Here is a 24,642-nt window from a genome sequence, read left to right as displayed (position 1 = left end):
GTTAGGCTTATTTCTGCTTTAAATGTGATTTTGACACCCATGCCCACAACATTTCACACTGAATCGGGGCTTCGCCTGATTCATCAATCACACTGACATTGACCAGTGTTTCGCCTTTGTCGGTGCTGTGCATGAGTTGTTGCTGTTCTGGGCTGAGTGTGGCAATGGCTGTCATTGCACCTTGAGTTGGACGTTTAAAGTCCACTTTCAGGCTTTTAATCAGCACAATGGCACTATCAGGTACATTCATAGCAGTCACAAAACCTGTAGCAGTTTCGGCAAGCAGCGCCATAGCACAGGCATGTACCTGTCCAATATGGTTTTGCATGGCTTTATGATTGGCAAGACTGACCACCACTTGCGATGGGGTTACTTCTTGATAGCGAATTTTCGCAGTGCCCACCATCGGCACGACACGACCAAAGGCTTGACTCAAAAGGCGGCTTTGAATGCCTTTCGGCAATTTTGATGTTGCTTTGACCAGTTTGTTTAAGCGATTGGTTGGTGTCATGACATCCCCAAATTAATCTTTAAAGTTGTTAAATTGCAGTGGCAGACCAAATTGTTGCTCTTTCAAGAACGCCATTACTTGTTGCAATGTGTCGCGTTTCTTGTCGGTCACACGAATTTTGTCACCCTGAATAGAAGATTGCACTTTAATGCCACTGTCTTTAATGGCTTTGTTAATTTTTTTTGCGGTATCTGAGTCAAGACCATCTTTAAGTTTGATCACTTGAATCACATTTTTACCTGATGCGGTCATTTTTTGTGGGTCAAGCGCCTGAATGTCGACTTTACGCTTATAGAAGTGATTTTCGAGCATGGTATACACTTGCTCACATTGGAAATCACTTTCAGTGGAGATTTTAATCTCTTTGTTTTTTTCATTGAGGTCGATAGAAACATCCTGACCACGAAAATCGAAACGAGTACCGATTTCTTTTTGTGTGTTTTGAACCGCATGATTCACTTCAAAAAGTTCTAATTCAGAAACAATATCGAAAGAAGGCATAATGAAGACCTTTGCAAATGGAAACAATATCTGAGATGCTAGGGATGTTTTCTTCATTTGCCAAGTGTTGTTTTACATCAAAGGAGTGCGCAATGATCCGTAAACAAGAAATTACAACATTTGAGTTCCCAGCTGACGCGATTATCTGGGATGTACGTGATGCAAGTGCTTATGCAGAAGCTCATGTTAAAGGTGCTGTGAATCAGCCAATTAACGATCTATCAGCAGAGAGTCTTACTCAGGTGTCGGCGGATCAACCCATTTACATTTTATGTGGTGGCGGAAGTAAAGCCCCACGTGCAGCGGAAAAACTAGAAGGTTTGGACAGCTCACGTGAATATGTTGTTTTAATGGGTGGTACACGTGCTGCGCGCGACGCAGGCATGCCTTTGGAACAAGGTCACTAAGTATCATCAATATGAAGAAAGCGCCGTAAGGCGCTTTTTTGTTGGGTATCGTTTTATTTCTATTTTCTCTAAGCGAGCGTTAGCTTGAAGGTGGAGGAGCTTTAAAATAAGGCTTCTTGGTTTTCACCTTTTTCTGAAAACGTGTAGCTGCCAGTTTTTGTACTAAGTTTTTAGGTACAGCGCAGGCTTCTGCTAAAACTTGTGCCGCCAGTATTTCACTGCACAACGGGGCAAATAAAAAGCCTTTAGAACCGAGTCCTGCAAAGCTGTAAATTTCCTGATCATCACGCATTTTGCCAAGTAGGGGAAAATAATCCTTACTTTGGGCGCGTAGCGAAGCGCGACCTTGCCAAGTATCTACGGGTGCTAAGTTTTCGGCATACGCAGGAAAGACACTGTGGATAAGTTCGTAGTTATGCACATGGTCTTCTGCCAAGACGTCACAATCTTCCCGATTTGGATAAAACGATGCACCTAAAATCAGTTGATCGGCATTGAGCTGCATGCAATAGCCGCCATAGCTATAGGCTTGTGATAATGGCAAAGCCTGATCTGTATTATTTACCCAGCTAACTTGCCCACGAATGGGTTTAAGCACAGGGTAATGCTCAAAAAAAGCACCGCTTTGCAGCGCTGCACAGACGATGACATGATCAAATGTTCCAAGTTCAGTATCTACGCTGTGTAAGATCAGTTGCTGTGCTGTCGTGGTGATTTGTTTAATTTGAGCTTGCTGAAACTGAATGTGCGGATGCGCAAGAATTTCATCACGCAGTTGATGTGGAGAAACTGCTCCTGCTTGCAATAAGTTTAAACTGGCAAAGTCGCTTTGTGGCGTAAGTTCGGTTGCACTCTGTGCTGCTAAAATACCTTTTGGGTATTGTGTGGCTAAATCCAGCAATTCATCGGCATGTTTAAGTGCCAGTTGATGAATCTGCAACGGACGAAATGCTTTGAATGCGGCATAGTGATTTAAAGCATGTTGCCATGCCAAAGTCATTAAATGATCAGCACTTTGATGAATTGGGCAAAGTTTTGGGTTTAAGAGTGCCAAAGGATTGCCAGAACCGCCTGCAAGTGGCGCTGTTTGGTCATAGAGCGTGACTTGATGCCCTCGTTGGGAAAATGCCCACGCACAGCTTAAACCCGCAATTCCTGCGCCTATGATCGCAATATGGCGCTGTTGGTTGCTTGTTGTGGTATTTGTTGTAATTTGAGTTTCGTTCTGATCGGATATTGGCTCTATTTCAGGCGCTTGCCAGATGGCTTTCAGCATTTCCCGTTTATGCCCAAAACCGCGTGGGCGGGTGATGTGAATACCGTGTTGTTTTAAGCCACGTTTGAGTACGCCTGCCACACTAAATGAGGCAAAAGTCGTGCCATAATCGGACAGTGCTACAATCGGGTTGAGCACGGTTTCCTGCCACATATCGGGGTTACAGGCGGGTGCAAAGCCATCTAAAAACCACGCATTGACAGGAGCAGTTTTAGCAATGACAGGAAAAACTTCCTGAGCATCGCCTAGCCATAAATCTAGGCTAAAGCGTTCATCTGGAAAGTTTAAACGATGACAGCCTGCAATAGCGGCAGGGTATTGCTGAATCAGCTGTTCAGACAGATGACTGAGTTCGGGCCAAGCCGCTAAGGCACGTATAAGATCGGCTTTGCAAAGTGGAAATTTTTCGACAGAAATTGCGTGTAAATGGCTGCGATTATTGGGACGTACCTGTTGCCATAATTGCCAGAGCGCTAAAATATTTAAGCCTGTACCAAAGCCTGTTTCGCCTACACAAAAATATTCAAAATCATTCAGCGCTGCTAAACGGATGGGTAAGTCATTGCCCTGTAAAAACACATGCCGTGTTTCTAATAAACCGTTGTCTTTAGAGAAATACACATCGCCAAATTGTTTGGAAATGGGCACATCAATACCATCGACCAGTTGCCAATCCAGCTCGGCAGTTTGAATAGGCTGAAACAAAACCAGAGTACCTTAAATCAAGAGGTGAATGCTCACCTTACCATTGGCGGCGACGTTTGGTATAGACATAGCTAGCAATTAAGAAGCCGAGCAATACGCCAACCGCGAGTGTTGCAGCACCGTATAAAAACATTTGCGCACTGCGTTCACTTTGCAGTACTTGAACTTGCACGCCTAAATTATCGTTTTTAAGTTGCAGTTCCTGATTCTGTGCCAAAGCATCGAGGTTTGCCTGTTCAAGTTGTTGCAAACGTGTGCTCTGATCTTTAATCAAGGCTTTGGTTTTAGCTTCCTGAAGGGCTTTATTTTTGGCAATTTGTTCTGCAGTCAGGGGCTTATCTTGTGCAGGAGTAACCCCATTGGCTGTTGCTACAGCTGCCGTGTTGGTCACAGCAGCAGGAGCAGGTGCAGTAGGTGTGGTTGTGGCTGGCTCAACTGCATATACAGGTGAACTGAGCAGAACAGCAACAACACTGGCAACAACGAAACGCATAGCGCTTATCCTTGAGGGAATGCTTTATTGAATGGCTTAACGTCAATGTGGCTATATACGCCTTCTTTTAAGAAAGGTTCATCTTGTAGCCAAGCATCGAGTGCTTCACGACTGTCAAAATCGACAATCATGGTGCTGCCATAAAAGCCTGCTTGTGGATTGCTTGGGTCTTTTGGCATTGCCCCCGCCACAATTAAGCGACCTTCGGCATCGAGTTGTTGCAAACGTGCAAGATGTGCAGGACGGGTCGCAAGACGTTTTTCCAGTGTACCTTCACGGTCAGTACAACTCAGAACAAATAAAGGCATAGTTACTCTCGAATATCGCAGATCAGAAATTATTCAGATGTTTTAAAGTATTTGCGCAATACAATAAACTGCACAATGATAAAGGAAAACATCACAATCATGTCACCAAAAGCAGTGAATTCGCCCCAATATTTTCCGTCCATAAATAAAAATGCAAAAAATACGTGTAGGAAAGACATGACTGCAAACATGGCTGCCCAAGTATAATTCAGGTTTTTCCAGCCAGCTTCGGTCAAGTTGAACACAGGCCCAAATAAGCGTTGAATCAGTGGTTTACGGTCTTTGCTGAACCATGGTGATAGCAAAAAAGCACCTGCAAATACAATGTTTAAAATGGCAGCTTTCAGGCGAATATAAAAGTCATCGCTTAACATTAAAGTAACGCCACCAAAAATTACGGTCATAAACAGCACAATCCACTGTTGTTTATCTAAACGGAATTTTTGCATGATGAACAATGCGCCGTACACCACTAACATCGAGATGATCAGACCTGTGGTGGCCACCAAAATATGGTTGTTATCGACACCGCCTGCAGAGCCGATCAGTTGTAGTAATTGATGATTAGTATCTTTTGGATCTACAGTTTTGTATAAATAAAAGAAAATAATGAGGGGCACAAAGTCTAAAAGTGCTTTCATGTTAGAGTATCTAAATCTGATCAAATAAATGACATAGTATAAGTGATGCACGGCGTAGATTTACATACACACAGTAATATTTCTGATGGAACTTTGTCACCTGGAGAATTGGTGTCTGCGGCAATTCAGCAGGGCATTCATACCTTGGCATTGACTGATCATGACACAATGGATGGGCTGGCTTTGGCAGAGCAAGCGGCTCAGGGGCAAGATTTAAAGATTATTTCGGGAGTGGAAATTTCCAGTCAATGGTCACGTACTGCCACTAAAAAAAGCTATAGCGTGCATGTGGTGGCGCTAAACATGCAAAATCCTGCACCTTTACAGGCGCTGCTGGAACAGCAAAAACAAATTCGTGCAGAACGTGCCAAACAAATTTGTGATTTACTCACTCCGCTGATTGGACAAGATATTTATAATGATGTACTTCTTAAAGTCGAAGGCGTAGCAGATCGGATTACCCGTACGCACATTGCCAAAACCTTACAAGAAAAAGGCATTGTAACGCGTGTGCAGCAAGCATTTGATAAATACATCAAAGAAGGCAAAAAGGCTTATGTGAAATTTGATGGCTTGAGTTTGGAAGATACGATTCGGGTAATTCATGACAGTCAGGGTTTTGCCGTGTTGGCGCATCCAACCCGTTATGATTTATCTGCGACCAATATTCGTTATTTGATTGAAATTTTTGCCAAATATGGGGGTGATGCAGTGGAATTGCCGCCTAATATTGACCCTGCATCGACCCGTCAAATGGTGGATCGCATGATTGCTGAACATGGTCTAAAAGTATCTGTCGGCAGCGATTTTCATGGTGAAAATATGCCGTGGATTAAATTGGGCAATATTCCGCGGGTGAAAGATGGTCAAATTGGGATTTGGGAGAGTTTTGTTGAGTAACTCCCTCATCCCAACCTTCTCATATAAGCAGATGTGATATCCATTATTAAAATTTAGAAAGGATAAAAACTCCTTCTCCCTCTGGGAGAAGGTTGGGAAGAGGGTCTAAAGCAAATTATTGTCCTGTGCCTGAATTGGTGGTGGCGTTGGTTTACCCAACGTACCCAATAATTCAATTTCAATGGTTCTTACCATGGCATCTAAAGGTAAGTCATTGCTTTGCGTGCCAAAAGGTTCTTCAATTTCAGAACTGAGCGCATCCAGACCTAAAAAAGTATAAGCCAAAATACCGACCAAAAGCGGAGTCGCCAATCCGAGTGTAGACCCTAAACTAAAGGGCAACATAAAACAGAAAAAGTACACTGTTCGGTTAAGTAGGACTGAATACGCAAAAGGGAGCGGTGTGGTAGCAATACGGTCACAACCCGTGAGTACCAAACTCAGCTCTGTGACGTGTTGATTCATTTGTGTGTAAATAATATCGGAAATTTCGCCCTCTTTAAGTGCTTGCATTAACTCCCATTGAATCAAACTGAGCGTGTATTGCGGCGCATTGGCTTGTTGATACAGTTGGGTAATTGCTTGCTGACTCATGCCACTGGTTTGAATTAACTCGGTTGGATTGGCAGTTTGATGACGCAGGCGGTCTCGCAAGACATTGGCAAATACAATGACGTGCTGAATGACGCGTTCACGTCGTGCTTGACTAAGTATACGGCAGTCGCGGTCAAAGTGGCGCGCGTTGGCAATCAGCATGCCCCAAAGTTTACGTGCCTCCCACCAACGGTCATAACAGGCAGAGTTTTTAAAGCCCAAAAAAATCGACAGCACCACCCCAATTAAAGTAAAGCCAACCAAAGGCAATTCTGGAAAATGAAAATAACCAATATAAGACAAACAGCCAATAATGGTGGAGATCAACATCACCACGCCCAAAGGCGGTAAGACCTTCGGTAAAATCGTGCCCCGCCAAGAAAACAGTAAGTTAAATACACTGGGTTGATCGACTATCATTTTATTAGAATCATCACAATTTTTTGATGATCTTCTGTGCTTGTGCAGGCTTTGTCAATATGCAAATTTTAAGTGTGCTAAAATTTAAGCAGTTGTTGTTCGGCAAAGGAAAAATTACCTTCACTTGAGATGATACAGTGATCGATCAAACGCAGCTCTAGCAACTGACAGGCTTGCTGAATCTGCTGCGTCAGGATTAAATCTGCACGTGAGGGATGTGGCAATCCGAAAGGATGATTGTGTGCAATCACAATCGCCGTAGCGTGTTGGCTAATTGCAAAACGCAGCAATTGATTAATAGAAATTTCACACGAATTCACTGCGCCATAAAATAACTTTTTAAAGCTGATTTTGCGTAAACAGGCATCTAGACAAAGTACCGCAAACACTTCTTGGGTTTCGCCCAAAAGTTCAAAACGCAAATACTCCATCAAACGTTTGGAGTTGCTAAGCTCTAGCGCATCTTGTTTTAAATGTTCAGCCACATAACGCCGTCCGAGTTCTTTAACTGCCATGAGCTGTGAATATTTACTGTTACCCATGCCGTGAAATTGACACAACTCGGCAATGGGTGCATCGAGTAAAGTAGTGAGATTGCCAAAATGCTGAATTAGCAATCGTGCCAACTCCACCGCAGAATGTTGTTGCGAGCCTGAGCGCAGGAAAATAGCCAGTAGTTCGGCATCGGACAAACTTGCAGCACCATTTTGAATCAGACGCTCACGTGGCCGTTCTTGTTCAGGCCAATGTTTAATAGATAAATGCATTGTTATTTGACTTTTTTATTCTAAATTTGAAACTTAAATCCCAACAGATCTCTTGGGAATGACATTATTTAATGCTATTGTGAGCGCCACTGCAACAAAAAGGTGGCTTATTTGTGAGCTTCGATTTAAGCGTCCTCCCTCATAAAAACATTATTTTAGCTGTGACAGGCGGCATTGCGGCCTATAAAAGTGCGATTTTAGTGCGTCGTTTAAAGGATGCGGGGTTTAGTGTTCGCGTGGTCATGACCAAGGGGGCACAAGCTTTTATTACACCGCTGACCTTTCAAGCACTGTCAGGCAATCCAGTACATACCGAATTATTAGATACCGAAGCCGAAGCAGGCATGGGGCATATTGAATTGGCACGGTGGGCCGATTTAATTTTGGTTGCGCCCGCCAGTTGCGACACCTTAGCCAAATTTGCTGCAGGTCTGGCCGATGATTTGCTCAGTACTTTATATTTAGCCACCACTGCACCAGTTTGGGTTGCACCTGCCATGAATCAGCAAATGTGGGCAGCCAAAGCCACACAGCGTAACTTAACCACTTTGGTGGAAGATGGCGTGCATGTAATTATGCCCGATGCGGGCGAACAAGCCTGTGGAGATGTTGGTTTAGGGCGTATGCCAGAACCTGAAGATTTGGCGCATCAGGTGACGCAGTATTTTCATCAGGCACAGCGTGCTTTGGTGGAAAAATTTGGCATGTTGGCAGGCAAAAATGTCACCATTACAGCAGGCCCAACCCGCGAAGCTTTAGACCCTGTGCGTTATATTTCTAACCATAGTACAGGCAAAATGGGTTTTTCTTTGGCTGCAGCCTGTTATGCAGCAGGGGCAAAAGTCACGCTTATTGCAGGCCCAGTTAGTTTAGATACGCCAAATGGGGTACAGCGAATTAATGTGTCTTCTGCAATTCAAATGCTAGATACCAGTTTGCAGATGCTTGAACAAGGCTGTGATATTTTCATCGCTACAGCCGCGGTGGCAGATTACCGCGTGGCAGAAATTGCGGAACACAAAATTAAAAAATTAGGCGATGAGCTGAATGTGGCGTTGGTCAAAAACCCTGATATTGTTGCGACCATTGCACAACAGGAAAAACGTCCGTTTATGGTTGGCTTTGCTGCAGAAACCCGCAATGTAGAAGAGTATGCAGCAGGCAAGTTGGTGGCGAAAAAGCTAGATATGATTGCCTGCAATGACGTTTCCCGTGCCGATATTGGTTTTGCTTCCGATGAAAATGCCATGACGGTATTTTTTGCCGAAAGCTACCGTATGGAAAAACGCGATTTGGAAAAAGCCTCGAAACAGGAAATTGCGCAGCAATTGGTCGAAGCGATTCATGATGCCTTGTATCGAGATCCATCTCAGGATGATGATTTTTAATTTTGATCGTCCATCAGTAAATGGCTGACGTAAAAAAACCGCTGAAATTTCAGCGGTTTTTTTATATCCAATCGCGAATTAAGCTTGACCTTCAGCTGCAGCGGCTTGAGCACGTTGCATATTGGCTTCAAACTCGGCATCGAAGTTGATTGGCGTTAACAATAATTGTGGGAAGCTGCCTTTGGTAACCATATCATTCACTGCTTCACGCAAGAATGGGAACAAAATGTTCGGGCAGTATGCGCCAAGAATGTACGGTAAACGCTCTTCTTCAACGCCATCAATCAGGAAAATACCAGCTTGGGTAACATCAACAATAAATGCAGTATCGCCTGCGTTGTTGGCTTGAACCACAACTTTTAATGCTACTTCAAAGTGGGTTGGATCAATTTTTTCTGCAGAAGATGACAGGTTGATGTTCAATTCAGGCTGCCATTCTTTGGTAAATACTTGTGCCCCAGGAACTTCAAAAGAAATGTCTTTGGTATAAATACGCTCTAATGCCAATTGTGGTTGAGCTTGTTGTTCTTCACTCATGTTAAATCCTTAAGAGTTGGTTATCGTGTTATGTTTATGCCAATAATTGATCGAGCTTGCCTTCGCGATCTAACGCATATAATTGGTCAAAGCCGCCAATAAACTGGTCATTGATGAAAATTTGTGGAACGGTACGATGATTGGTGCGTTGCATTAATTCAACACGTACTTCAGGCGCTTCATTCGACAAATTAATTTCTTTATAGGCAACGCCTTTACGCTCAAGGAGTTGTTTTGCACGAATGCAGTATGGACATACAGTCGTTGAATAAATAGTGACTTCAGCCATGATTGTTCTCCTTGCGAAAAATATTGGGTAAAACTATTTGCTTTTTACTAAAGGTAAACCTTGTGCTTTCCAGTTGCTAATACCGCCATCTAAACGATAGGCATCGGTATGTGCGACCTGTTGTAAAGCACTGCCTGCAACCTGACCCAAGTTACAGATAAAGACCAATGGGCGATCTGAGGTTTTTAACTCTTCAACATGCTTGGTAATTTGGCTATAGGGAATATTGCGGCTACCACTGATATGACCTTCACGGAAATCTTTGGCATCACGTAAATCAATCAACATGGCATTTTTAGCTTTGACTAAAATACCCAAAGATTGTGGGGAAATTTTGCGACCATTGCGTTGACCTTCTAACACAAAGAACAACACTACCAATACAGCCAGCGTCCCAAATAAGAAGGGATGATTCCCCATAAATTCGAACCAACGTTCCACAAGTCACCTAATTACAATGTCAAAATTGTTCAAGAGTATAGCGTATAAATATGGCGATCAAAAACACCGCTTCAAGGGCAGCGCCATAATAAAATTAATTTTTTTGTTGCGCTTCGGCAATTTCATCACACAGTCTTAAATAACTGTCTAAACGACGCGATAATATTTCACCTTCTGCAGCAGCCAGTCGCAGCGCACATTGCTTTTCATGTTTATGGGTACAGTTGCGGAATTGGCAATGCCCCAGCAGGTTTTCAATTTCAGGAAAACCATTTTGAATTTTATCTTGGCTTAAGTGCCATAAACCAAATTCACGAATCCCCGGTGAGTCAATTAAGGCTGCACCATCTCCAAAGCCAATTAAGCGGGTAGAGGTTGTGGTGTGTTGTCCAAGTGCTGAGTTTTCTGAAATGATATTGGTCTTTTGCGCCGCTTCAGGCACGATGGCATTAATCAGCGAGCTTTTACCCACGCCCGATTGCCCGACAAAAGCTACCGTTTCACCTGCTAAACGTGCCGCTAAATGCTCTAAATTCGCATCGGATTGGGTTTGCATAACTTCATATCCCAAGTCTTGATATTCCTTGAGCAAGTCTAAAATCGGGTCGTTTTCTTTGAGTAAATCAGATTTGTTTAAAACCAATAAGGCGGGAATATCGGCATCGGCACAAGCAACCAAATAGCGGTCAATCAAGCCCGGTGCAGGTTCAGGCAAAGGCGCAAAAACAATCACAATCAAACTGATATTGGCGGCAACAGGTTTAACTTTGTGATAACGATCAGGTCGGGTCAATAAAGATTGGCGTGGATGAATCGCGGTAATAATCCCTAAACCTGTATTCGGATCGGCTTGCCATTTGACCCGATCTCCCGTCACCAATAATTCTAAATTGGTGCGAGTATGACAACGCCAAATGCTGCCTATTTCGATAGGTTTCCAAAACGGTTCAGGCTCACCTGCGTGCACCACAGGTTTTTCAGGATGAATTTCAGGAACAGATAAAGCCTGCACTTCTAATTGACGACCATAGTGTTGTACCACCAAGCCTTCTAAATCATGTGAAGTGTCAATGTCTGCCTGACGTGACTTGTGTTGTTTTTCAATTCGACGTTGCTGTTGTTCAGTCAATCGACGCTTACGAATTAAAGCCATTCATATCCTAAAAAACCATGAACTCAGGATGGCAAAAATAGCATGAAGCGGGGGCACAGTTACAGCCAAGAAGCAAGAAATTTGCTACTATGTTGTTTTTAAGCCGAATAAGATTGCACATTTATGAGCAGCACGCCTGATACTCGCCTCATTTGGATTGATTTGGAAATGACAGGTTTAGATACCGATAACGACCAAATTATTGAAGTGGCTACCATTGTGACCGATGATCATTTAAATATTTTGGCAGAAGGTCCTGTGCTGGCTGTGCATCAACCTGATCGTATTTTAAATGCCATGGATGAGTGGAATACACGTCAGCATGGACAATCGGGCTTAATTGAGCGTGTGCGTCGCAGCAAACTCACTGCGCAGGATGCAGAACAGCAAACTATTGAGTTTCTGAAAAAATGGGTTAATCCTAAAACATCGCCAATGTGTGGCAACTCAATTTGCCAAGACCGCCGTTTTTTACACCGTTTAATGCCTGAATTGGAACAGTACTTCCATTATCGTAATTTGGATGTTTCATCAGTGAAAGAGTTGGCAAAGCGCTGGCGTCCAGAAATTATGAGCGGTTTGAAAAAGAATGCGTCGCATTTGGCGATGGATGATATTCGTGATTCGATTGCTGAGCTGAAATATTATCGCCAATACTTTTTTATTATGAATCAGGACTAAAACCTTTTTCTGCGTAGGAGATGGAGCTGTAACAGTAACAGCGATCTCTTACGCTTAAACTGTGTTGGTCACTCATAAATAAGAAATAATAAGATATGACTCAGCATTGCCTTATGCCTTACTTTATATAAAGATATTAGAGGCAAGTTTGTATAAAGCTAAGCAATGCTTAGGTGTTCATTGGTTAAAAGCCAAGCAAAACCAAAAGCTTTATTTTCCTGCCTGCCAAAATGCTTCACCTGCCTGAATTGGGTCGCCTGTTTGCGCCAAAGTCTCAAGCCAGACATCATATTGCGCGATGATTGGATGTTGGCTAGGGTGAAAGTCAGGTTTAAACCAATCACGATATTGTGATTGCATTTTGCGTAATTTCCCTTGTTTGCCAAACAGCCATTGCAAGCCACGTACATTCATTTTAAGGCGCTGGGTACGATTAAACCCATCGCATCTCAGCATGACATTGGCGCGGTACAGGGTAAATCCGAACATTAAACCTGTGGTCAGCACCAACGCCATTTTTCGAGTCACTTCAGGCACATTGCCCACCTGTTGCATCACATCAAACGCCACATCACGATGTTCCATTTCTTCAATCGCATGCCATGCAAATAAAGCACGGACATAAGGATGTGCATCTTGCAGCGTGTCTTTTTCGCCATAAAAAGTTTCTGCCATAAGTGCGGTTAAATGTTCCGCAGCTGCTGTCATGGCGATGTTGTATTGGGGCGAGCGATATTTCAGTTCAAACTTAAACACTTTGTTTAGACGCTGAATAAACTGATCTACAGGCATGCCTTGATCTTTCATGACCTGATTCATTTTGTCGTGTGCAATGCCGTGCTGAGCTTCTTGTCGAATAAAATCGGCAACACGCTGTTTTAAGTCAGGGTCTTGAATTTGATCACGGAACAAACGTACCGATTGAATGAAATAACGCTCGCCATCAGGAAAAGTCAGGCTCAAAGCATCAAACATGCGGGTTAAAAACGGGTCACCTGCAAACCAGTAACGCGGCACATCGGCTAATTTAAAATCGAGATTGCTGCGTACTATGGGCGCAGCATGATATTGGACAAGTGCATTCATTTTATTTTATTTCACTCTGGTCAATCCTGTTTGCATTATGTCGGGCTTTGGCAGATTTGTTTTGACAGTATTTGCCAGTTTTTATACATTAAGCGACAAAAGAAAATGATGCATGTCAAAATGAGCAAGCACATGAGCGAAATTCAAATTCCGAATGGTTATTATCAACTTTGGTTACGCTATTTATCTGCACAGGGCAGAGTTCCTGAGCAGCTTGGATTTTCGCCTGCACAATTGCAGCAGTTACAGCATGTGTTGGCATTGCCCATGGATACCCAATCGTCCTATCAGTTTTTTAACGAGATCATCCAACACAGTATTCAGTTTTTAGATTGTCCAACGCTCGTTTTTGAATTGGCACGTTATATTCAGCCTGAACATTTTGGCGTGCTTGGCTATATGGCATCGCGTAGTAACAGTGTTGCAGAAGCCATTCAATATATGATGCGTTTTAGTCGCTTGGTGGTGGATGGTACGGCAGCCGTACCAATGCGACTGGAACAACAATCAGATGCTTTATATTTATCATGGCCATTGGTGGATGAAAAATACAGCTTGGTTCATGAAATGACTTTTGCTTGTATGACTCAATTGGCCATGCAAATTTTTGATTTTCAACACTCTCCGATACGGGAGATTCATTTTGCCCATGCACCGCGTATGGCGATGCTGCATTATGAAAAGTTTTATGGTTGTAAGGTTTTATTTAAGCAAGCGGAATATCAAATTGTTTTAAATTTAGAAAGCCTCAGTTTAAAACCACAGCAAGCCGATCCCTCTTTAATTCATTTACTCACCAAACAAGCTGAAGATGCGATTGCATTAAAACCCAATGTCGATAGCGTATTACAGCAAGTTCAGGAGATGGTGGCGCAATATTTACGGCAGGAAGAAAACATCCCTAGTATTGAGTTTGTGGCACAGGTGTTGTGTTGTTCTGTGCGCACGTTGCAGCGACAGCTTAAACAAGAGGGCACAGGCTTTAAACAGATTATTGAAAAAGAGCGCATGCAGCGCTGTGAGCAGTTGCTTATACAAAATCTAGGGTTGTCTGAAATTGCACAGCAATTGGGGTATTCAGATCAATCTGCTTTGGCGCGGGCCTATAAGGCCTACACTGGGCAAACCTTGCTTAAAGCCAAACAGGCTTTACAGCAGGGTGAGTATGAAAAGAAATAGATAGGCATTTAAGTTCTAGCCTGATGAAGCACAGTATTTCAGCGCGATGTGTCATAGCATCACGGAACAATAGCATTGTAAAAATAGCGCTGAGCAATCGCTTTGAATCAGCTTTTGCAAGGTTGTGAAATGAATGATTTAGATGCTAAGTATTTTGTTTATATCATTTTTTAAAAGTTTAAATGCAAAATTGGGCAAAAAGCACAAACCGATAAGCAGGCCAAATTAGGCATCTTTGATCATTGAGAAAAAAGCGCAAATATTAGTAAATGTAGCCTCGCGGTTGTTCTGAATAAATCGTTTTGCAAACAGAAATACAGCAACCCATGCCAGTGCGCTATTCATTGTGTAAAAAATAGCGTTACAATGGGTCGATTTGTATTTCTACAATAGCAAATGTCTCAGTTTTAATCATTCAAGGAAAATACAACCCTATGTCACGTTTAGCCACACGATTTGCACAGCTTGAATCTCAACAGCGTAAGGCCTTGGTTTCTTATGTTATGGCAGGTGACCCTCATCCAGAAGTCACAGTTCCGTTGTTACATCAAATGGTCGAGGCAGGGGTAGATGTCGTTGAATTAGGTTTGCCGTTTTCAGACCCAATGGCCGATGGTCCAGTGATTGCCCTTGCAGCAGAGCGTGCTTTGGCAGGTGGTACCAGTACGCTAAAGGCTTTAGACATGGTCAAAGAATTTCGTCAAAAAGATCAGGAAACCCCTGTAGTGTTGATGGGATACTTAAACCCTGTAGAAGTGATTGGTTATGAAAAGTTTGTTGAATATGCCAATGATTGTGGTGTAGATGGTGTGCTTTTGGTGGATTTACCGCCTGAAGAAGCTCAAGATTTTGACAACATCTTAAAGAAATATGAGATGGATCAAATTTTCTTGTTGGCACCAACATCGACACCAGAGCGTATTCAGTTTGTGGCAAATCAAGCCAGTGGCTTTATTTACTATGTTTCCTTGAAGGGCGTGACAGGCGCAGCAACACTTGATGTTGCAGAAGCAGCAACACGCTTACAACAAATTAAATCTGTTACAAATGTGCCGGTTGGCGTAGGTTTTGGTATCAGCGATGCTGCCTCTGCCAAAGCAATGGCTGCAGCTGCCGATGCAGTCATTGTCGGAAGTGCTTTTGTAAAACAATTTGCGAGCCTTGCCCCAGAACAAGCCGTCATTGCAACGGTTAACAAAGTGAAGGAGCTTCGAGCTGCGCTCGATGAGTTAGTATGAATCAAGAAGTGAAAACAGGGAAAATTCTAAGCCCATCGACGCCGTGGACTGAACGTGGTGTGCCTGGTATTGAAACACCAGATGAACAACAAGCCTTAAAAGCTATTTTCACTGAACCAACAATTGAATGTCCTGAATGTCATGCGTTGGTCACCCGTACCGCAATGTCTTTTAATGCGTATGTATGTCCACAATGTGACGAACATTTACGTATGAAAGCGCGTGAGCGTTTAACTTGGTTCCTAGATCAAGTTCAACAAGAATTAGGTCAAGAATTTTCTGCCAAAGACCCGCTGAACTTTGTAGACAGCAAGGCTTATCCTGAGCGTATGTCTGAAGCGCAAAAGAAAACAGGGGAAACTGAAGCTTTGGTGGTAATGCAAGGTTTACTCAAAGAAATGCCGGTAATAGCTTGTGCATTTGAGTTCGACTTTATGGGCGGCTCAATGGGTACTGTTGTTGGTGACCGTTTTGTTCAAGCGGCTGAACGTGCGATTCAGCAAAAACAACCTCTAATTTGCTTTGCTGCATCTGGCGGTGCACGTATGCAAGAAGGCATGTTGTCTTTAATGCAAATGGCACGTACCTCTGCAGCGATTCAGCGTATGAAAGAAGCAGGCTTGCCATACATCGTGGTGTTGACACATCCTGTATATGGCGGTGTAACAGCATCATTGGCAATGTTGGGCGATGTACACATTGCTGAACCTAAAGCGATGATTGGTTTCGCAGGTAAACGTGTGATTGAGCAAACTGTACGTGAAAAACTGGAAGAACCGTTCCAGCGTGCAGAATACTTGCTTGATCATGGCGTGGTCGATCAAATTGTCCACCGTCATGCATTACGTGATACAGTTTATCGCATTGTGTCGAAACTGATGAATTTGCCTTGAACATAGCACCGCTTGCAACCGATGATTTAAATACATGGCTCAATTATTGGAGCCATGTTCACGTTACGGGTATTGATTTAGGTTTGGAGCGGGTGATTCCCGTTGCCGAAAAACTGGGTGTGACTCAGCCAAATGCCAAAGTCATTACGGTTGCAGGAACCAATGGCAAAGGTTCAACCACTACCACTTTGGCAGCAATTTTAAATGCCCAAGGCTATAAGGTAGGATTGTACCAATCGCCGCATATTTACCGCTTTAATGAGCGGGTCAAATTAGCAGGAAACGAAGTTGATGATCAAAGCTTGATTGATGCCTTTGTGCAGGTCGATCAAGCACGACGCGCCTGCGATCTGAGTTTATCTTTCTTTGAAGCGACCACGTTGGCTGCCTTTGTGATTTTTAAAGCACGTGACTGTGATGTCTGGGTGCTTGAAGTCGGTTTGGGTGGACGTTTAGATGTAGTGAATGTGGTGAACCCAGATGTGGCCGTGATTACCAATATTGGGTTGGATCATGTTGACTGGTTGGGCGATAGCATCGAAAAAATTGCTTATGAAAAAGCAGGGATTATTCGTCCGAACATTCCAGTGATTTTTGCAGGTCAGCAAGATTTACCACAAGCCATTCAAGACAAAGCAACAGCGTGCAAGGCGCCGTTATTGGTCTTAAATCGTGATTATTTTTATCGTGCTTCTGACGATGGCGAATCTTGGATGTTTGCATCTTCAGGTTGTACCTTAAAACTTCCAACAGGCAGTTTGGCATTAGATAATATTTCTACCGCAGTGGCAGCTGTATTAAATAGTGGCTTAGCGGTTTCTCAAACGGCAATTGCAGAAGGGATTCAAGCCGCTAAATTGGCGGGACGTTTTGAAGTTCGTCAAATTCAGGGTAAAACCGTGATTTTTGATGCAGGGCATAACCCGCATGGCGTTGAATTTTTGTTAAAGCAATTGCGCAATTTCTTAAATTACAATAAACAGTACACAGAAGTGGTTGGTGTTTTTTCAATGTTGGCAGATAAAGATATAAATTCTGTCGTTGAGTTATTGAAAGATACGGTGTTAATGTGGAAAATTGCCGCATTAAATGTGCCACGTGCGGCAGAGATCACGGTTTTAGATCAAGCTTTGCAAGGCGAAACAGTACAACACTTCGACAGTGTGCAATTGGCTTTTAAATCAGCGCTGGATGAAACAAAAAATAATCAGCTGATCTTGGTATGTGGATCATTTCATACCTTAGAAGCGGTATGGGAGTATTTGGAAGAATGTCAATGAATAACAAACAACGCTGGATGGGTGGCGTTGTTTTATTAGGTGGTGGTGTTTTATTGGCAGCATTGCTTTTAAAAGGGCAAGAAGAAATACATCAAAATAATGTCAAAATCCCAAGCCAAGCTGAACAAGTTCAGAATAAAAATGCCAATCAAGCAGAAATGGTGCAATTGCAGCCTCTAACTGTAGATGTCGAAACCGAGCAGCGCCTGCTAGAAGAGCAGCGCCGTGCACGTGAAAAAGCGGTAGCAGAGCAAGAAGCGCGTGCAGCCGAATTTTTGGCAATGCAGCAACAGGCTGAAGCTGAAGCAGCACGTAAAGCAGCAGAAGAATACGCAGTTTTAAATGCCCTGCGTTCAGGTCAGCAGCAAAGTTCTGACAATATTCCACCGGAATTGGTCGAAGATGAACAAGCCAAGCAAAAGCGTTTGGCTGAAGAAAAAGCTGCCCAGCAAAAGAAGTTAGAGCAGCAAAAGGCAACGGATGCCAAGAAAGCTGCTGAGTTAAAAGCCGCGCAAGAGCGTAGTGCTGCAGAGAAAAAAGCAGCAGATGAAAAGCGTTTAGCGGAAGAAAAACGTATTGCAGAAGAGAAGCGCAAAGCGGAAGAACAACGCCAAGCCGATGCAAAACGTAAAGCTGAACAAGAGCGCAAAGCAGCAGAAGCGAAAAAAGAAGCAGAACGTAAGGCTGCCGAAGAAAAACGTAAAGCTGAGGAAAAACGCAAAGCTGAAGAAGCTGCCAAGAAAAAGGCTGAAGCTGAAAAAGCACGTAAGTTATTGGAAGAAGGCGATAAGCAGTGGATGGTACAAGTGGCTTTGGCTGCTAACCAAGCCAATGCCGATGCTTTGGCGGCAAAACTGAAAGCCAAAGGTTATAAAGTCACCCAAAGTCCAACGTCTAAAGGGGTTCGGATTATGGTTGGGCCATCTAAAGACCGTGATGCTGCAGATGCAACCCGCAAGAAAATTACCGCAGACCCAAGTTTGAATATGAAATCTGCATGGGTGATTGACTGGGTACCGTTAGATAAACGTGACTAGATCATTCGATCAAAATGTTTATTAAAAAGGATTTAATCTTTTGGGTTAAATCCTTTTTTAATGCTGATTGAATTTAGGCGTGTTTCAAATGCTTTGATTGTAAAAAGCCTATCCGAAGATAGGCTTGCTCATGTAACACTTAATTAAGTGCGGTTCGGTTGTTTGGTCAAACGTAAATAAGGCTTGATGGCTTTATATCCACTTGGGAAGCGTTCTTTAAGTTCCGCTTCATCCTGAATGGCAGGCACAATGACCACATCTTCACCATCTTGCCAGTTGGCAGGCGTTGCAACCTTGTAATTGTCAGTCAGTTGTAGTGAATCAATGACACGTAAAATTTCGTGGAAATTACGTCCTGTAGAAGCAGGATAAGTAATGATCAAGCGTACTTTTTTATTTGGATCAATAATGATTAATGAGCGGACAGTCAGTGTTTCGCTGGCATTCGGGTGAATAAAATCGTACAGGGTAGACACTTTACGATCTTGGTCAGCAAGAATTGGGAAATTAACCGTTGTATCTTGAGTTTCGTTAATATCTTGAATCCAGCCTTTATGAGATTCAGCATCATCTACAGAAAGTGCAATCGCTTTGACATTGCGCTTGCTGAATTCATCTTTCAGTTTTGCGGTATAGCCTAGCTCGGTGGTGCAGACAGGTGTGTAATCGGCAGGATGCGAAAATAGAATGCCCCAGCTGTCACCTAAAAATTCATAAAAATCAATTGGGCCTTCATTTGAATCTTGCGTGAAGTTGGGTGCAGTGTCACCTAAGCGAATAGTCATTGTGTACCTCTGTCTTGTTTTGTTGTGTGATGTGTGCGTACTACTATGCGCCATTCCTTTTGCAGAATTAAATAGTGTTTTTGTATGTGCTTATGAGTAAATTGAATATGCTGTGTCGTTTTTATTGCATTTTCAAAATAGATTGATGTGTGATTGCTATATATCGTCCGCTCGAAATTTGTTACATTAACTGCCACTTAGCAGCGAGAAATGGCAAGTAGAGATTGGAATTTTTAATAGGTTTTTGTGCAAAACCCTTGTACTTCAAATTTCTAGCACCATAATAACCACTAAGAAAAACCTATTTATTTGACAAGCAAGATTTAGAGAGTTTATTCATGTTGGCAAGTCTGATCGGAGGAATCTTCGGTACTAAAAATGAGCGCGAACTCAAACGCATGCGTAAAATCGTAGACAAGATTAATGCGCTCGAGCCGACGATATCTGCCTTAAGCGATGCAGACTTATCTGCAAAAACCGAAGAATTCAAACAACGTTATAACAAAGGCGAAAGTTTAGATAAATTATTACCAGAAGCATTTGCAGTATGTCGTGAAGCGGCTAAACGTGTCATGAGCATGCGTCACTATGACGTGCAGTTGATTGGTGGTATTACCTTGCACGAAGGTAAAATTGCAGAAATGCGTACAGGTGAAGGTAAAACCCTAATGGGAACTTTGGCCTGCTATTTAAATGCTTTAAGCGGTCAGGGCGTGCACGTCATTACTGTGAATGACTACTTGGCGCAGCGTGATGCTGAACTCAACCGTCCTTTATTTGAGTTTTTAGGTTTAAGCATTGGCATTATCTACTCCATGCAAGACCCGACTGAAAAAGCACAGGCTTATCGTGCAGACATTACTTACGGTACCAATAACGAATTTGGTTTCGACTACTTGCGTGACAACATGGTGTTCTCACTGAGTGAGAAAAAACAGCGTGGCCTGACGTATGCCATTATTGACGAAGTCGATTCGATCTTAATTGATGAAGCACGTACACCATTAATCATTTCTGGTCAAAGCGATGACTCATCGCAGTTATATGCGGCAATCAACACCATTCCGCCAAAATTGCATGCGCAAAAAGAAGAAAAAGTAGCAGATGGCGGACACTTCTGGATTGATGAAAAACAACGCACTGTAGAAATGACCGAAATTGGTTATGAAACGGTAGAAAATGAATTAATTCAAATGGGTTTATTGGCAGAAGGAGAAAGTCTGTATTCTGCATCTAACCTAAATTTGGTGCATCACGTATCTGCAGCTATTCGTGCGCACTTCCTGTATCAACGTAACGTGCACTACATCATCCATGATGGTGAAGTAATTATTGTCGATGAAAACACAGGTCGTACCATGCCTGGTCGCCGTTGGTCAGAAGGTCTGCACCAAGCGGTAGAAGCCAAAGAAGGTCTGGAAATTCAGCCTGAAAACCAGACTTTAGCGACCACAACCTTCCAGAACTATTTCCGTTTATACAAAAAACTGTCAGGAATGACGGGTACTGCAGACACTGAAGCTGCAGAAATGAAAGAAATTTATGGTCTAGATGTCGTCATCATTCCAACCCACCGACCAATGATTCGTAACGACCAAAACGATTTAATTTATTTAAACCGTACAGGCAAATACAACGCGATTATTCAAGAAATTCAACGTGTGCATGAAGCAGGTGTCGCACCAATTCTGATTGGTACAGCGACCATTGAAGCTTCAGAAATTTTATCGGATAAACTGCGTGAAGCGGGTATTCAGCACGAAGTATTGAACGCGAAGCAACACGAACGCGAAGCTGACATTATTGCGCAAGCAGGCTCACCACGTGCGGTGACTATTGCCACGAACATGGCAGGCCGTGGTACAGATATTTTGCTAGGTGGTAACTGGAAAGCCTTGCTAGCCAAAATTGAAAACCCAACCCCTGAAGATGAAGCGCGTTTAAAGGCAGAGTGGGAACAAAATCACGACATGGTGTTAAGTTCAGGTGGCTTACACATTATTGGTTCAGAACGTCACGAATCGCGCCGTATTGACAACCAGTTGCGTGGTCGTGCAGGTCGTCAGGGTGACCCAGGCGTGTCACGTTTCTATTTGTCACTTGAAGATGACTTAATGCGTATTTTCGCAGGTGATCGTGTTGTAGCAATGATGCGTGCTATGGGCTTGCAGGAAGATGAAGCGATTGAACACAAAATGGTGTCACGCTCTATCGAAAATGCACAGCGTAAAGTTGAGGCACGTAACTTCGACATCCGTAAAAACTTGTTGAAATACGATGACGTAAACAACGAACAACGTAAGATCATTTATTCACAGCGTGATGATATTCTGGCAGAAAGCACGCTGCAAGACTATATTGAAGAAATGCACCGTGAAGTGGTCACAGGTATGATCGCCAATTATATTCCACCAGAATCGATTCATGATCAATGGGATATTGAAGGTTTAGAGCGTGCCTTGCGTGATGATTTGGGCATCGAATTACCAATTAACCAATGGCTCGAAGATGATCGTCGCCTAGATGAAGAAGCTTTGGTTGAACGTATTGCCGATGAAATTGTGACACGTTACCGTGCACGTCGTCAGCAAATGGGTGATGAATCTGCTGCGATGCTAGAACGCCACTTTATGCTCAGTTCACTTGATCGTCACTGGAAAGATCATTTGGCGGCTATGGACTATTTGCGTCAAGGGATTCATTTACGTGGTTATGCACAAAAGAACCCTGAGCAAGAGTACAAAAAAGAAGCCTTTAACTTATTTGTGAATATGTTGGGTGTGATTAAAGCTGATGTCGTTACCGATCTTTCGCGTGTGCATGTACCAACACCTGAAGAACTGGCAGCGATGGAAGCTCAACAGCAAGCGCAAGCAGAAGCGATGCAGCTTAATCTTTCACATGCTGATGTAGATGGTTTAACGGGCGAAACCTTTGAATCAGAACCACAGTACAGTGCTGCTGAGCAAACGGTTGTTCCACCTGCAAGCCGTAACTCGCCATGCCCATGTGGTTCAGGACTGAAATATAAACAGTGTCACGGTAAAATCTAAACCTGACTTGTTACAACTTAAGCAGAACTTTGGTTCTGCTTTTTGTATTTTGGGGCGCAAAATCTTTGTGGTAATAGTTTTGCAAGATGTGTATAGCATTTGCAGATTTTGGAATTAAATGCTATTTATTTGCACATGCAATATCCACGTGTGGAACAAAAAATGAAAAAAGTATTACAACCTTTAATGATTGTTGCCTTGAGCTTGCCTACTTTCGCATTTGCAAATGCGGCAACAACGACAACTCCTGCAAAAGTTCAAGCTGCTGTGGGTGCGACCACTGCACAGGTACAAGTGGATAATGGTCACGTGACTGTGGCAAGCCCACGCACAGGTATTCGTTATACCTTTGCTAATCCAGATCAGCGTCCAATCGTGTTGCATACTGCAGCGATTGCACCTGCGAATGCTGCCAATGTAAATCGTATTGTGGCTGCAAATCCTGCTTTATCTGCAGCAAGTCAAGAACGTGCAAAACAGGCTTTATTGGGTGAAACCGTGGTTGCGACTACGCCATAATCCAAATAGGCTCAATCAGTATAATTTTAGTTGCTGATGCATTACATTGAAGATTAAAACCAGTCCATACGGGCTGGTTTTTTATATATGACCTTGTGTATTAACAAAAGTTGAATCAAGCAGGGAGGATGCTCGATTTTTTCTTCAATTTCCACTAAGCTGTGACATTCTCAAATTTGTACTGGAAATTTCAAAATGGCAGTTGGTGACGTCTCTATGCCACACATGCATGTGGTCAAAGGTGTAAAAATTGGTTCAGCAGAGGCTTATGTGCGTTATCAGAACCGACGTGACCTGGTTATTTTTGAATTTGCAGCAGGCTCAAATGTAGTGGGCGTATTTACTCAAAACGCATTTTGCGCTGCGCCTGTGCATGTGTCCAAAGCACATTTAGCTCAAGGCAATCCGCGTTATTTGGTCATTAATACAGGTAATGCCAATGCGGGTACAGGCAAATTGGGTATGCAAAATGCAGAAATTACCTGTGCCAAATTGGCTGAATTGGCAGGTGTATCTACCCAAGAAGTTTTGCCATTTTCTACAGGTGTGATTGGCGAGCAATTGCCGATTGAACGCTTGGTTGCTGGTTTAGCACCTGCGCTGGCATCGTTACGTGAGGATGCTTGGCATGATGCTGCGACAGGTATTATGACCACAGATACCACACCCAAAGGTGCATCTGAGCAGTTTGAGTTAGATGGTATTACTTATAGCATGACAGGCATTTCTAAAGGTGCAGGTATGATTCGCCCAAATATGGCGACCATGCTTAGCTATGTTGCAACCGATGCACCAATTCAACGTGACATCTTGCAGCAATTACTCAAACACAGCGTAGAACAATCGTTTAACCGTATTACTGTAGATGGCGATACCTCGACCAATGATTCATGTATCTTGGTGGCGACTGGTCAGACGGGTGGCACTGAAATTTGCAGCGAAAATGACCCGCGTTATGCTGTGGTATTAGATGTTTTGAATCGTGTGATGTTGCGTTTGGCTCAACTGATTATCCGTGATGGTGAAGGTGCAACAAAATTCATTACGGTACGTGTTGAAGATGGTGACAATACCCAAGAATGTTGTGATATTGCGTACAGCATTGCACATTCACCATTGGTAAAAACGGCCATTTTTGCCTCAGATCCAAACTGGGGGCGTATTCTTGCTGCAATTGGTTATGCAGGCGTGCCAAATTTAGACGTTGAAAAAATTCAGGTTTGGTTGGATGATGTGCAAATTTGCAAAGATGGCGGTGCTGCTGCCGACTATACCGAAGCAGCGGGCGCGCGAGTCATGGCACAAACCGAAATGACCATTCGTGTAAATTTAGGACGTGGTCAAGCGACAGATACAGTCTATACTTGTGACTTGTCTTACGATTATGTCAAGATCAACGCGGATTACCGTTCGTAAAAATTCAAATTGAGTGATAAAGCCTCCGTTGTGAGGCTTTTTTAGCATTCAATCGGCAAAGGGCTGGTGAATGAGTAAATTGCCCCCATATCATCAGTGACTTGAGTAAGCTTGTGTTCGGGCAAGCATGAAGATAGAGAAGAC

The 24,642-nt window shown here is 43.1% G+C and carries 26 protein-coding genes; 12 read left to right on the top strand and 14 right to left on the bottom strand.

From position 1 onward, the window contains the following. Window positions 1-7 precede the first annotated feature (7 nt). A complete protein-coding gene (locus FTU70_RS11595) occupies window positions 8-511 on the bottom strand; it encodes a DUF4442 domain-containing protein (RefSeq protein ID WP_096902415.1) in 504 nt (167 codons plus the stop codon). A 12-nt stretch (window positions 512-523) separates the two neighbouring features. Continuing rightward, window positions 524-1,012 carry a YajQ family cyclic di-GMP-binding protein gene (locus tag FTU70_RS11590; protein WP_004976234.1) on the bottom strand — a complete coding sequence of 163 codons (489 nt, stop codon included), beginning with the start codon at window positions 1,010-1,012 and terminating at the stop codon, window positions 524-526. A 92-nt stretch (window positions 1,013-1,104) separates the two neighbouring features. On the opposite strand from FTU70_RS11590, the gene FTU70_RS11585 reads away from it, so the two are divergent. Then, the gene (locus tag FTU70_RS11585; RefSeq protein WP_004976235.1) at window positions 1,105-1,419 is read left to right on the top strand and encodes a rhodanese-like domain-containing protein; all 315 of its coding nucleotides are present in this window, start codon (window positions 1,105-1,107) and stop codon (window positions 1,417-1,419) included. A 79-nt stretch (window positions 1,420-1,498) separates the two neighbouring features. On the opposite strand, the gene mnmC is transcribed toward FTU70_RS11585, so the two are convergent. Genes mnmC through FTU70_RS11565 form a run of 4 tightly spaced genes read right to left on the bottom strand, consistent with a single transcriptional unit; the run spans window position 1,499 to window position 4,842 of the window. After that, window positions 1,499-3,400, bottom strand: a complete 1,902-nt coding sequence (gene mnmC, locus FTU70_RS11580; protein WP_179991585.1) for an FAD-dependent 5-carboxymethylaminomethyl-2-thiouridine(34) oxidoreductase MnmC — start codon at window positions 3,398-3,400, stop codon at window positions 1,499-1,501. Window positions 3,401-3,437: 37 nt separating this feature from the next. After that, the gene (locus FTU70_RS11575) at window positions 3,438-3,893 is read right to left on the bottom strand and encodes a hypothetical protein (RefSeq protein ID WP_004976237.1); all 456 of its coding nucleotides are present in this window, start codon (window positions 3,891-3,893) and stop codon (window positions 3,438-3,440) included. Window positions 3,894-3,898: 5 nt separating this feature from the next. Beyond that, window positions 3,899-4,201, bottom strand: coding sequence for a YciI family protein (locus FTU70_RS11570; RefSeq protein ID WP_004976238.1), 303 nt, complete (start codon window positions 4,199-4,201; stop codon window positions 3,899-3,901). Window positions 4,202-4,230: 29 nt separating this feature from the next. Continuing rightward, on the bottom strand, window positions 4,231-4,842 hold the full coding sequence (locus FTU70_RS11565) for a septation protein IspZ (RefSeq protein WP_004976239.1): 612 nt from the start codon (window positions 4,840-4,842) through the stop codon (window positions 4,231-4,233). A 45-nt stretch (window positions 4,843-4,887) separates the two neighbouring features. On the opposite strand from FTU70_RS11565, the gene FTU70_RS11560 reads away from it, so the two are divergent. Continuing rightward, window positions 4,888-5,742: a PHP domain-containing protein gene (locus tag FTU70_RS11560; RefSeq protein WP_180060624.1), complete on the top strand. Its 855-nt coding sequence runs from the start codon at window positions 4,888-4,890 to the stop codon at window positions 5,740-5,742. Between the two features lie 105 nt (window positions 5,743-5,847). Here FTU70_RS11560 and FTU70_RS11555 read toward each other — a convergent pair whose 3' ends face one another. Further along, window positions 5,848-6,756, bottom strand: a complete 909-nt coding sequence (locus FTU70_RS11555; RefSeq protein WP_180060623.1) for a bestrophin family protein — start codon at window positions 6,754-6,756, stop codon at window positions 5,848-5,850. Between the two features lie 77 nt (window positions 6,757-6,833). After that, window positions 6,834-7,523 (bottom strand): DNA repair protein RadC, encoded by a 690-nt coding sequence (gene radC, locus FTU70_RS11550; RefSeq protein WP_180060622.1) that lies wholly within the window; start codon window positions 7,521-7,523, stop codon window positions 6,834-6,836. Between the two features lie 113 nt (window positions 7,524-7,636). On the opposite strand from radC, the gene coaBC reads away from it, so the two are divergent. Continuing rightward, a complete protein-coding gene (gene coaBC / locus FTU70_RS11545) occupies window positions 7,637-8,911 on the top strand; it encodes a bifunctional phosphopantothenoylcysteine decarboxylase/phosphopantothenate--cysteine ligase CoaBC (protein WP_004976244.1) in 1,275 nt (424 codons plus the stop codon). Between the two features lie 78 nt (window positions 8,912-8,989). Here the strand turns inward: coaBC and secB are convergent, their stop codons facing one another. The 4 genes from secB to rsgA form a co-directional block, all read right to left on the bottom strand. Next, window positions 8,990-9,448, bottom strand: coding sequence for a protein-export chaperone SecB (gene secB, locus FTU70_RS11540; protein WP_004976246.1), 459 nt, complete (start codon window positions 9,446-9,448; stop codon window positions 8,990-8,992). A 34-nt stretch (window positions 9,449-9,482) separates the two neighbouring features. Continuing rightward, entirely contained in the window at window positions 9,483-9,737 is a 255-nt protein-coding gene (grxC, locus tag FTU70_RS11535) for a glutaredoxin 3 (RefSeq protein WP_004976247.1), read from the bottom strand. A 33-nt stretch (window positions 9,738-9,770) separates the two neighbouring features. Next, complete coding sequence (locus tag FTU70_RS11530; RefSeq protein ID WP_004976250.1) at window positions 9,771-10,178, bottom strand: rhodanese-like domain-containing protein; 408 nt, start codon at window positions 10,176-10,178, stop codon at window positions 9,771-9,773. A 94-nt stretch (window positions 10,179-10,272) separates the two neighbouring features. Beyond that, complete coding sequence (gene rsgA / locus FTU70_RS11525; RefSeq protein WP_096902409.1) at window positions 10,273-11,331, bottom strand: small ribosomal subunit biogenesis GTPase RsgA; 1,059 nt, start codon at window positions 11,329-11,331, stop codon at window positions 10,273-10,275. 123 nt (window positions 11,332-11,454) lie between these two features. Between rsgA and orn the strand changes: the two genes are divergently transcribed. Continuing rightward, window positions 11,455-12,012: an oligoribonuclease gene (orn, locus tag FTU70_RS11520; RefSeq protein ID WP_004976254.1), complete on the top strand. Its 558-nt coding sequence runs from the start codon at window positions 11,455-11,457 to the stop codon at window positions 12,010-12,012. A 210-nt stretch (window positions 12,013-12,222) separates the two neighbouring features. Here orn and FTU70_RS11515 read toward each other — a convergent pair whose 3' ends face one another. Further along, the gene (locus tag FTU70_RS11515) at window positions 12,223-13,098 is read right to left on the bottom strand and encodes a metal-dependent hydrolase (RefSeq protein ID WP_131261957.1); all 876 of its coding nucleotides are present in this window, start codon (window positions 13,096-13,098) and stop codon (window positions 12,223-12,225) included. 132 nt (window positions 13,099-13,230) lie between these two features. Between FTU70_RS11515 and FTU70_RS11510 the strand changes: the two genes are divergently transcribed. The 5 genes from FTU70_RS11510 (at window position 13,231) to FTU70_RS11490 (ending at window position 18,725) form a co-directional block, all read left to right on the top strand. Beyond that, window positions 13,231-14,277: an AraC family transcriptional regulator gene (locus FTU70_RS11510; protein WP_180060621.1), complete on the top strand. Its 1,047-nt coding sequence runs from the start codon at window positions 13,231-13,233 to the stop codon at window positions 14,275-14,277. A 434-nt stretch (window positions 14,278-14,711) separates the two neighbouring features. Then, window positions 14,712-15,515: a tryptophan synthase subunit alpha gene (trpA, locus tag FTU70_RS11505; protein ID WP_180060620.1), complete on the top strand. Its 804-nt coding sequence runs from the start codon at window positions 14,712-14,714 to the stop codon at window positions 15,513-15,515. Beyond that, a complete protein-coding gene (gene accD / locus FTU70_RS11500) occupies window positions 15,512-16,408 on the top strand; it encodes an acetyl-CoA carboxylase, carboxyltransferase subunit beta (protein ID WP_180060619.1) in 897 nt (298 codons plus the stop codon). Before trpA ends, accD begins: the two co-directional genes overlap by 4 nt. Further along, complete coding sequence (folC, locus tag FTU70_RS11495; protein WP_180060618.1) at window positions 16,405-17,688, top strand: bifunctional tetrahydrofolate synthase/dihydrofolate synthase; 1,284 nt, start codon at window positions 16,405-16,407, stop codon at window positions 17,686-17,688. Before accD ends, folC begins: the two co-directional genes overlap by 4 nt. Then, window positions 17,679-18,725 carry an SPOR domain-containing protein gene (locus FTU70_RS11490; RefSeq protein WP_373685343.1) on the top strand — a complete coding sequence of 349 codons (1,047 nt, stop codon included), beginning with the start codon at window positions 17,679-17,681 and terminating at the stop codon, window positions 18,723-18,725. The genes folC and FTU70_RS11490 overlap by 10 nt, the downstream gene beginning before the upstream one ends. Before the next feature lie 143 nt (window positions 18,726-18,868). Here FTU70_RS11490 and FTU70_RS11485 read toward each other — a convergent pair whose 3' ends face one another. Further along, entirely contained in the window at window positions 18,869-19,510 is a 642-nt protein-coding gene (locus FTU70_RS11485) for a peroxiredoxin (RefSeq protein WP_179990535.1), read from the bottom strand. A 338-nt stretch (window positions 19,511-19,848) separates the two neighbouring features. Here FTU70_RS11485 and secA point away from each other — a divergent pair, with 338 nt between their 5' ends. The 3 genes from secA (at window position 19,849) to argJ (ending at window position 24,498) form a co-directional block, all read left to right on the top strand. Beyond that, the gene (secA, locus tag FTU70_RS11480; protein WP_179990882.1) at window positions 19,849-22,563 is read left to right on the top strand and encodes a preprotein translocase subunit SecA; all 2,715 of its coding nucleotides are present in this window, start codon (window positions 19,849-19,851) and stop codon (window positions 22,561-22,563) included. 162 nt (window positions 22,564-22,725) lie between these two features. Beyond that, window positions 22,726-23,082 carry a hypothetical protein gene (locus FTU70_RS11475; RefSeq protein ID WP_026438462.1) on the top strand — a complete coding sequence of 119 codons (357 nt, stop codon included), beginning with the start codon at window positions 22,726-22,728 and terminating at the stop codon, window positions 23,080-23,082. Window positions 23,083-23,277: 195 nt separating this feature from the next. Then, window positions 23,278-24,498, top strand: coding sequence for a bifunctional glutamate N-acetyltransferase/amino-acid acetyltransferase ArgJ (gene argJ, locus FTU70_RS11470; RefSeq protein WP_180044508.1), 1,221 nt, complete (start codon window positions 23,278-23,280; stop codon window positions 24,496-24,498). Window positions 24,499-24,642: the final 144 nt, after the last annotated feature.

This window comes from Acinetobacter sp. YH12135, assembly GCF_013418565.1.
Lineage (GTDB): Bacteria > Pseudomonadota > Gammaproteobacteria > Pseudomonadales > Moraxellaceae > Acinetobacter > Acinetobacter towneri.
The sequence above is the reverse complement of the archived record's forward strand: the minus strand, read 5'-3'. Positions and strand labels throughout refer to the sequence as shown.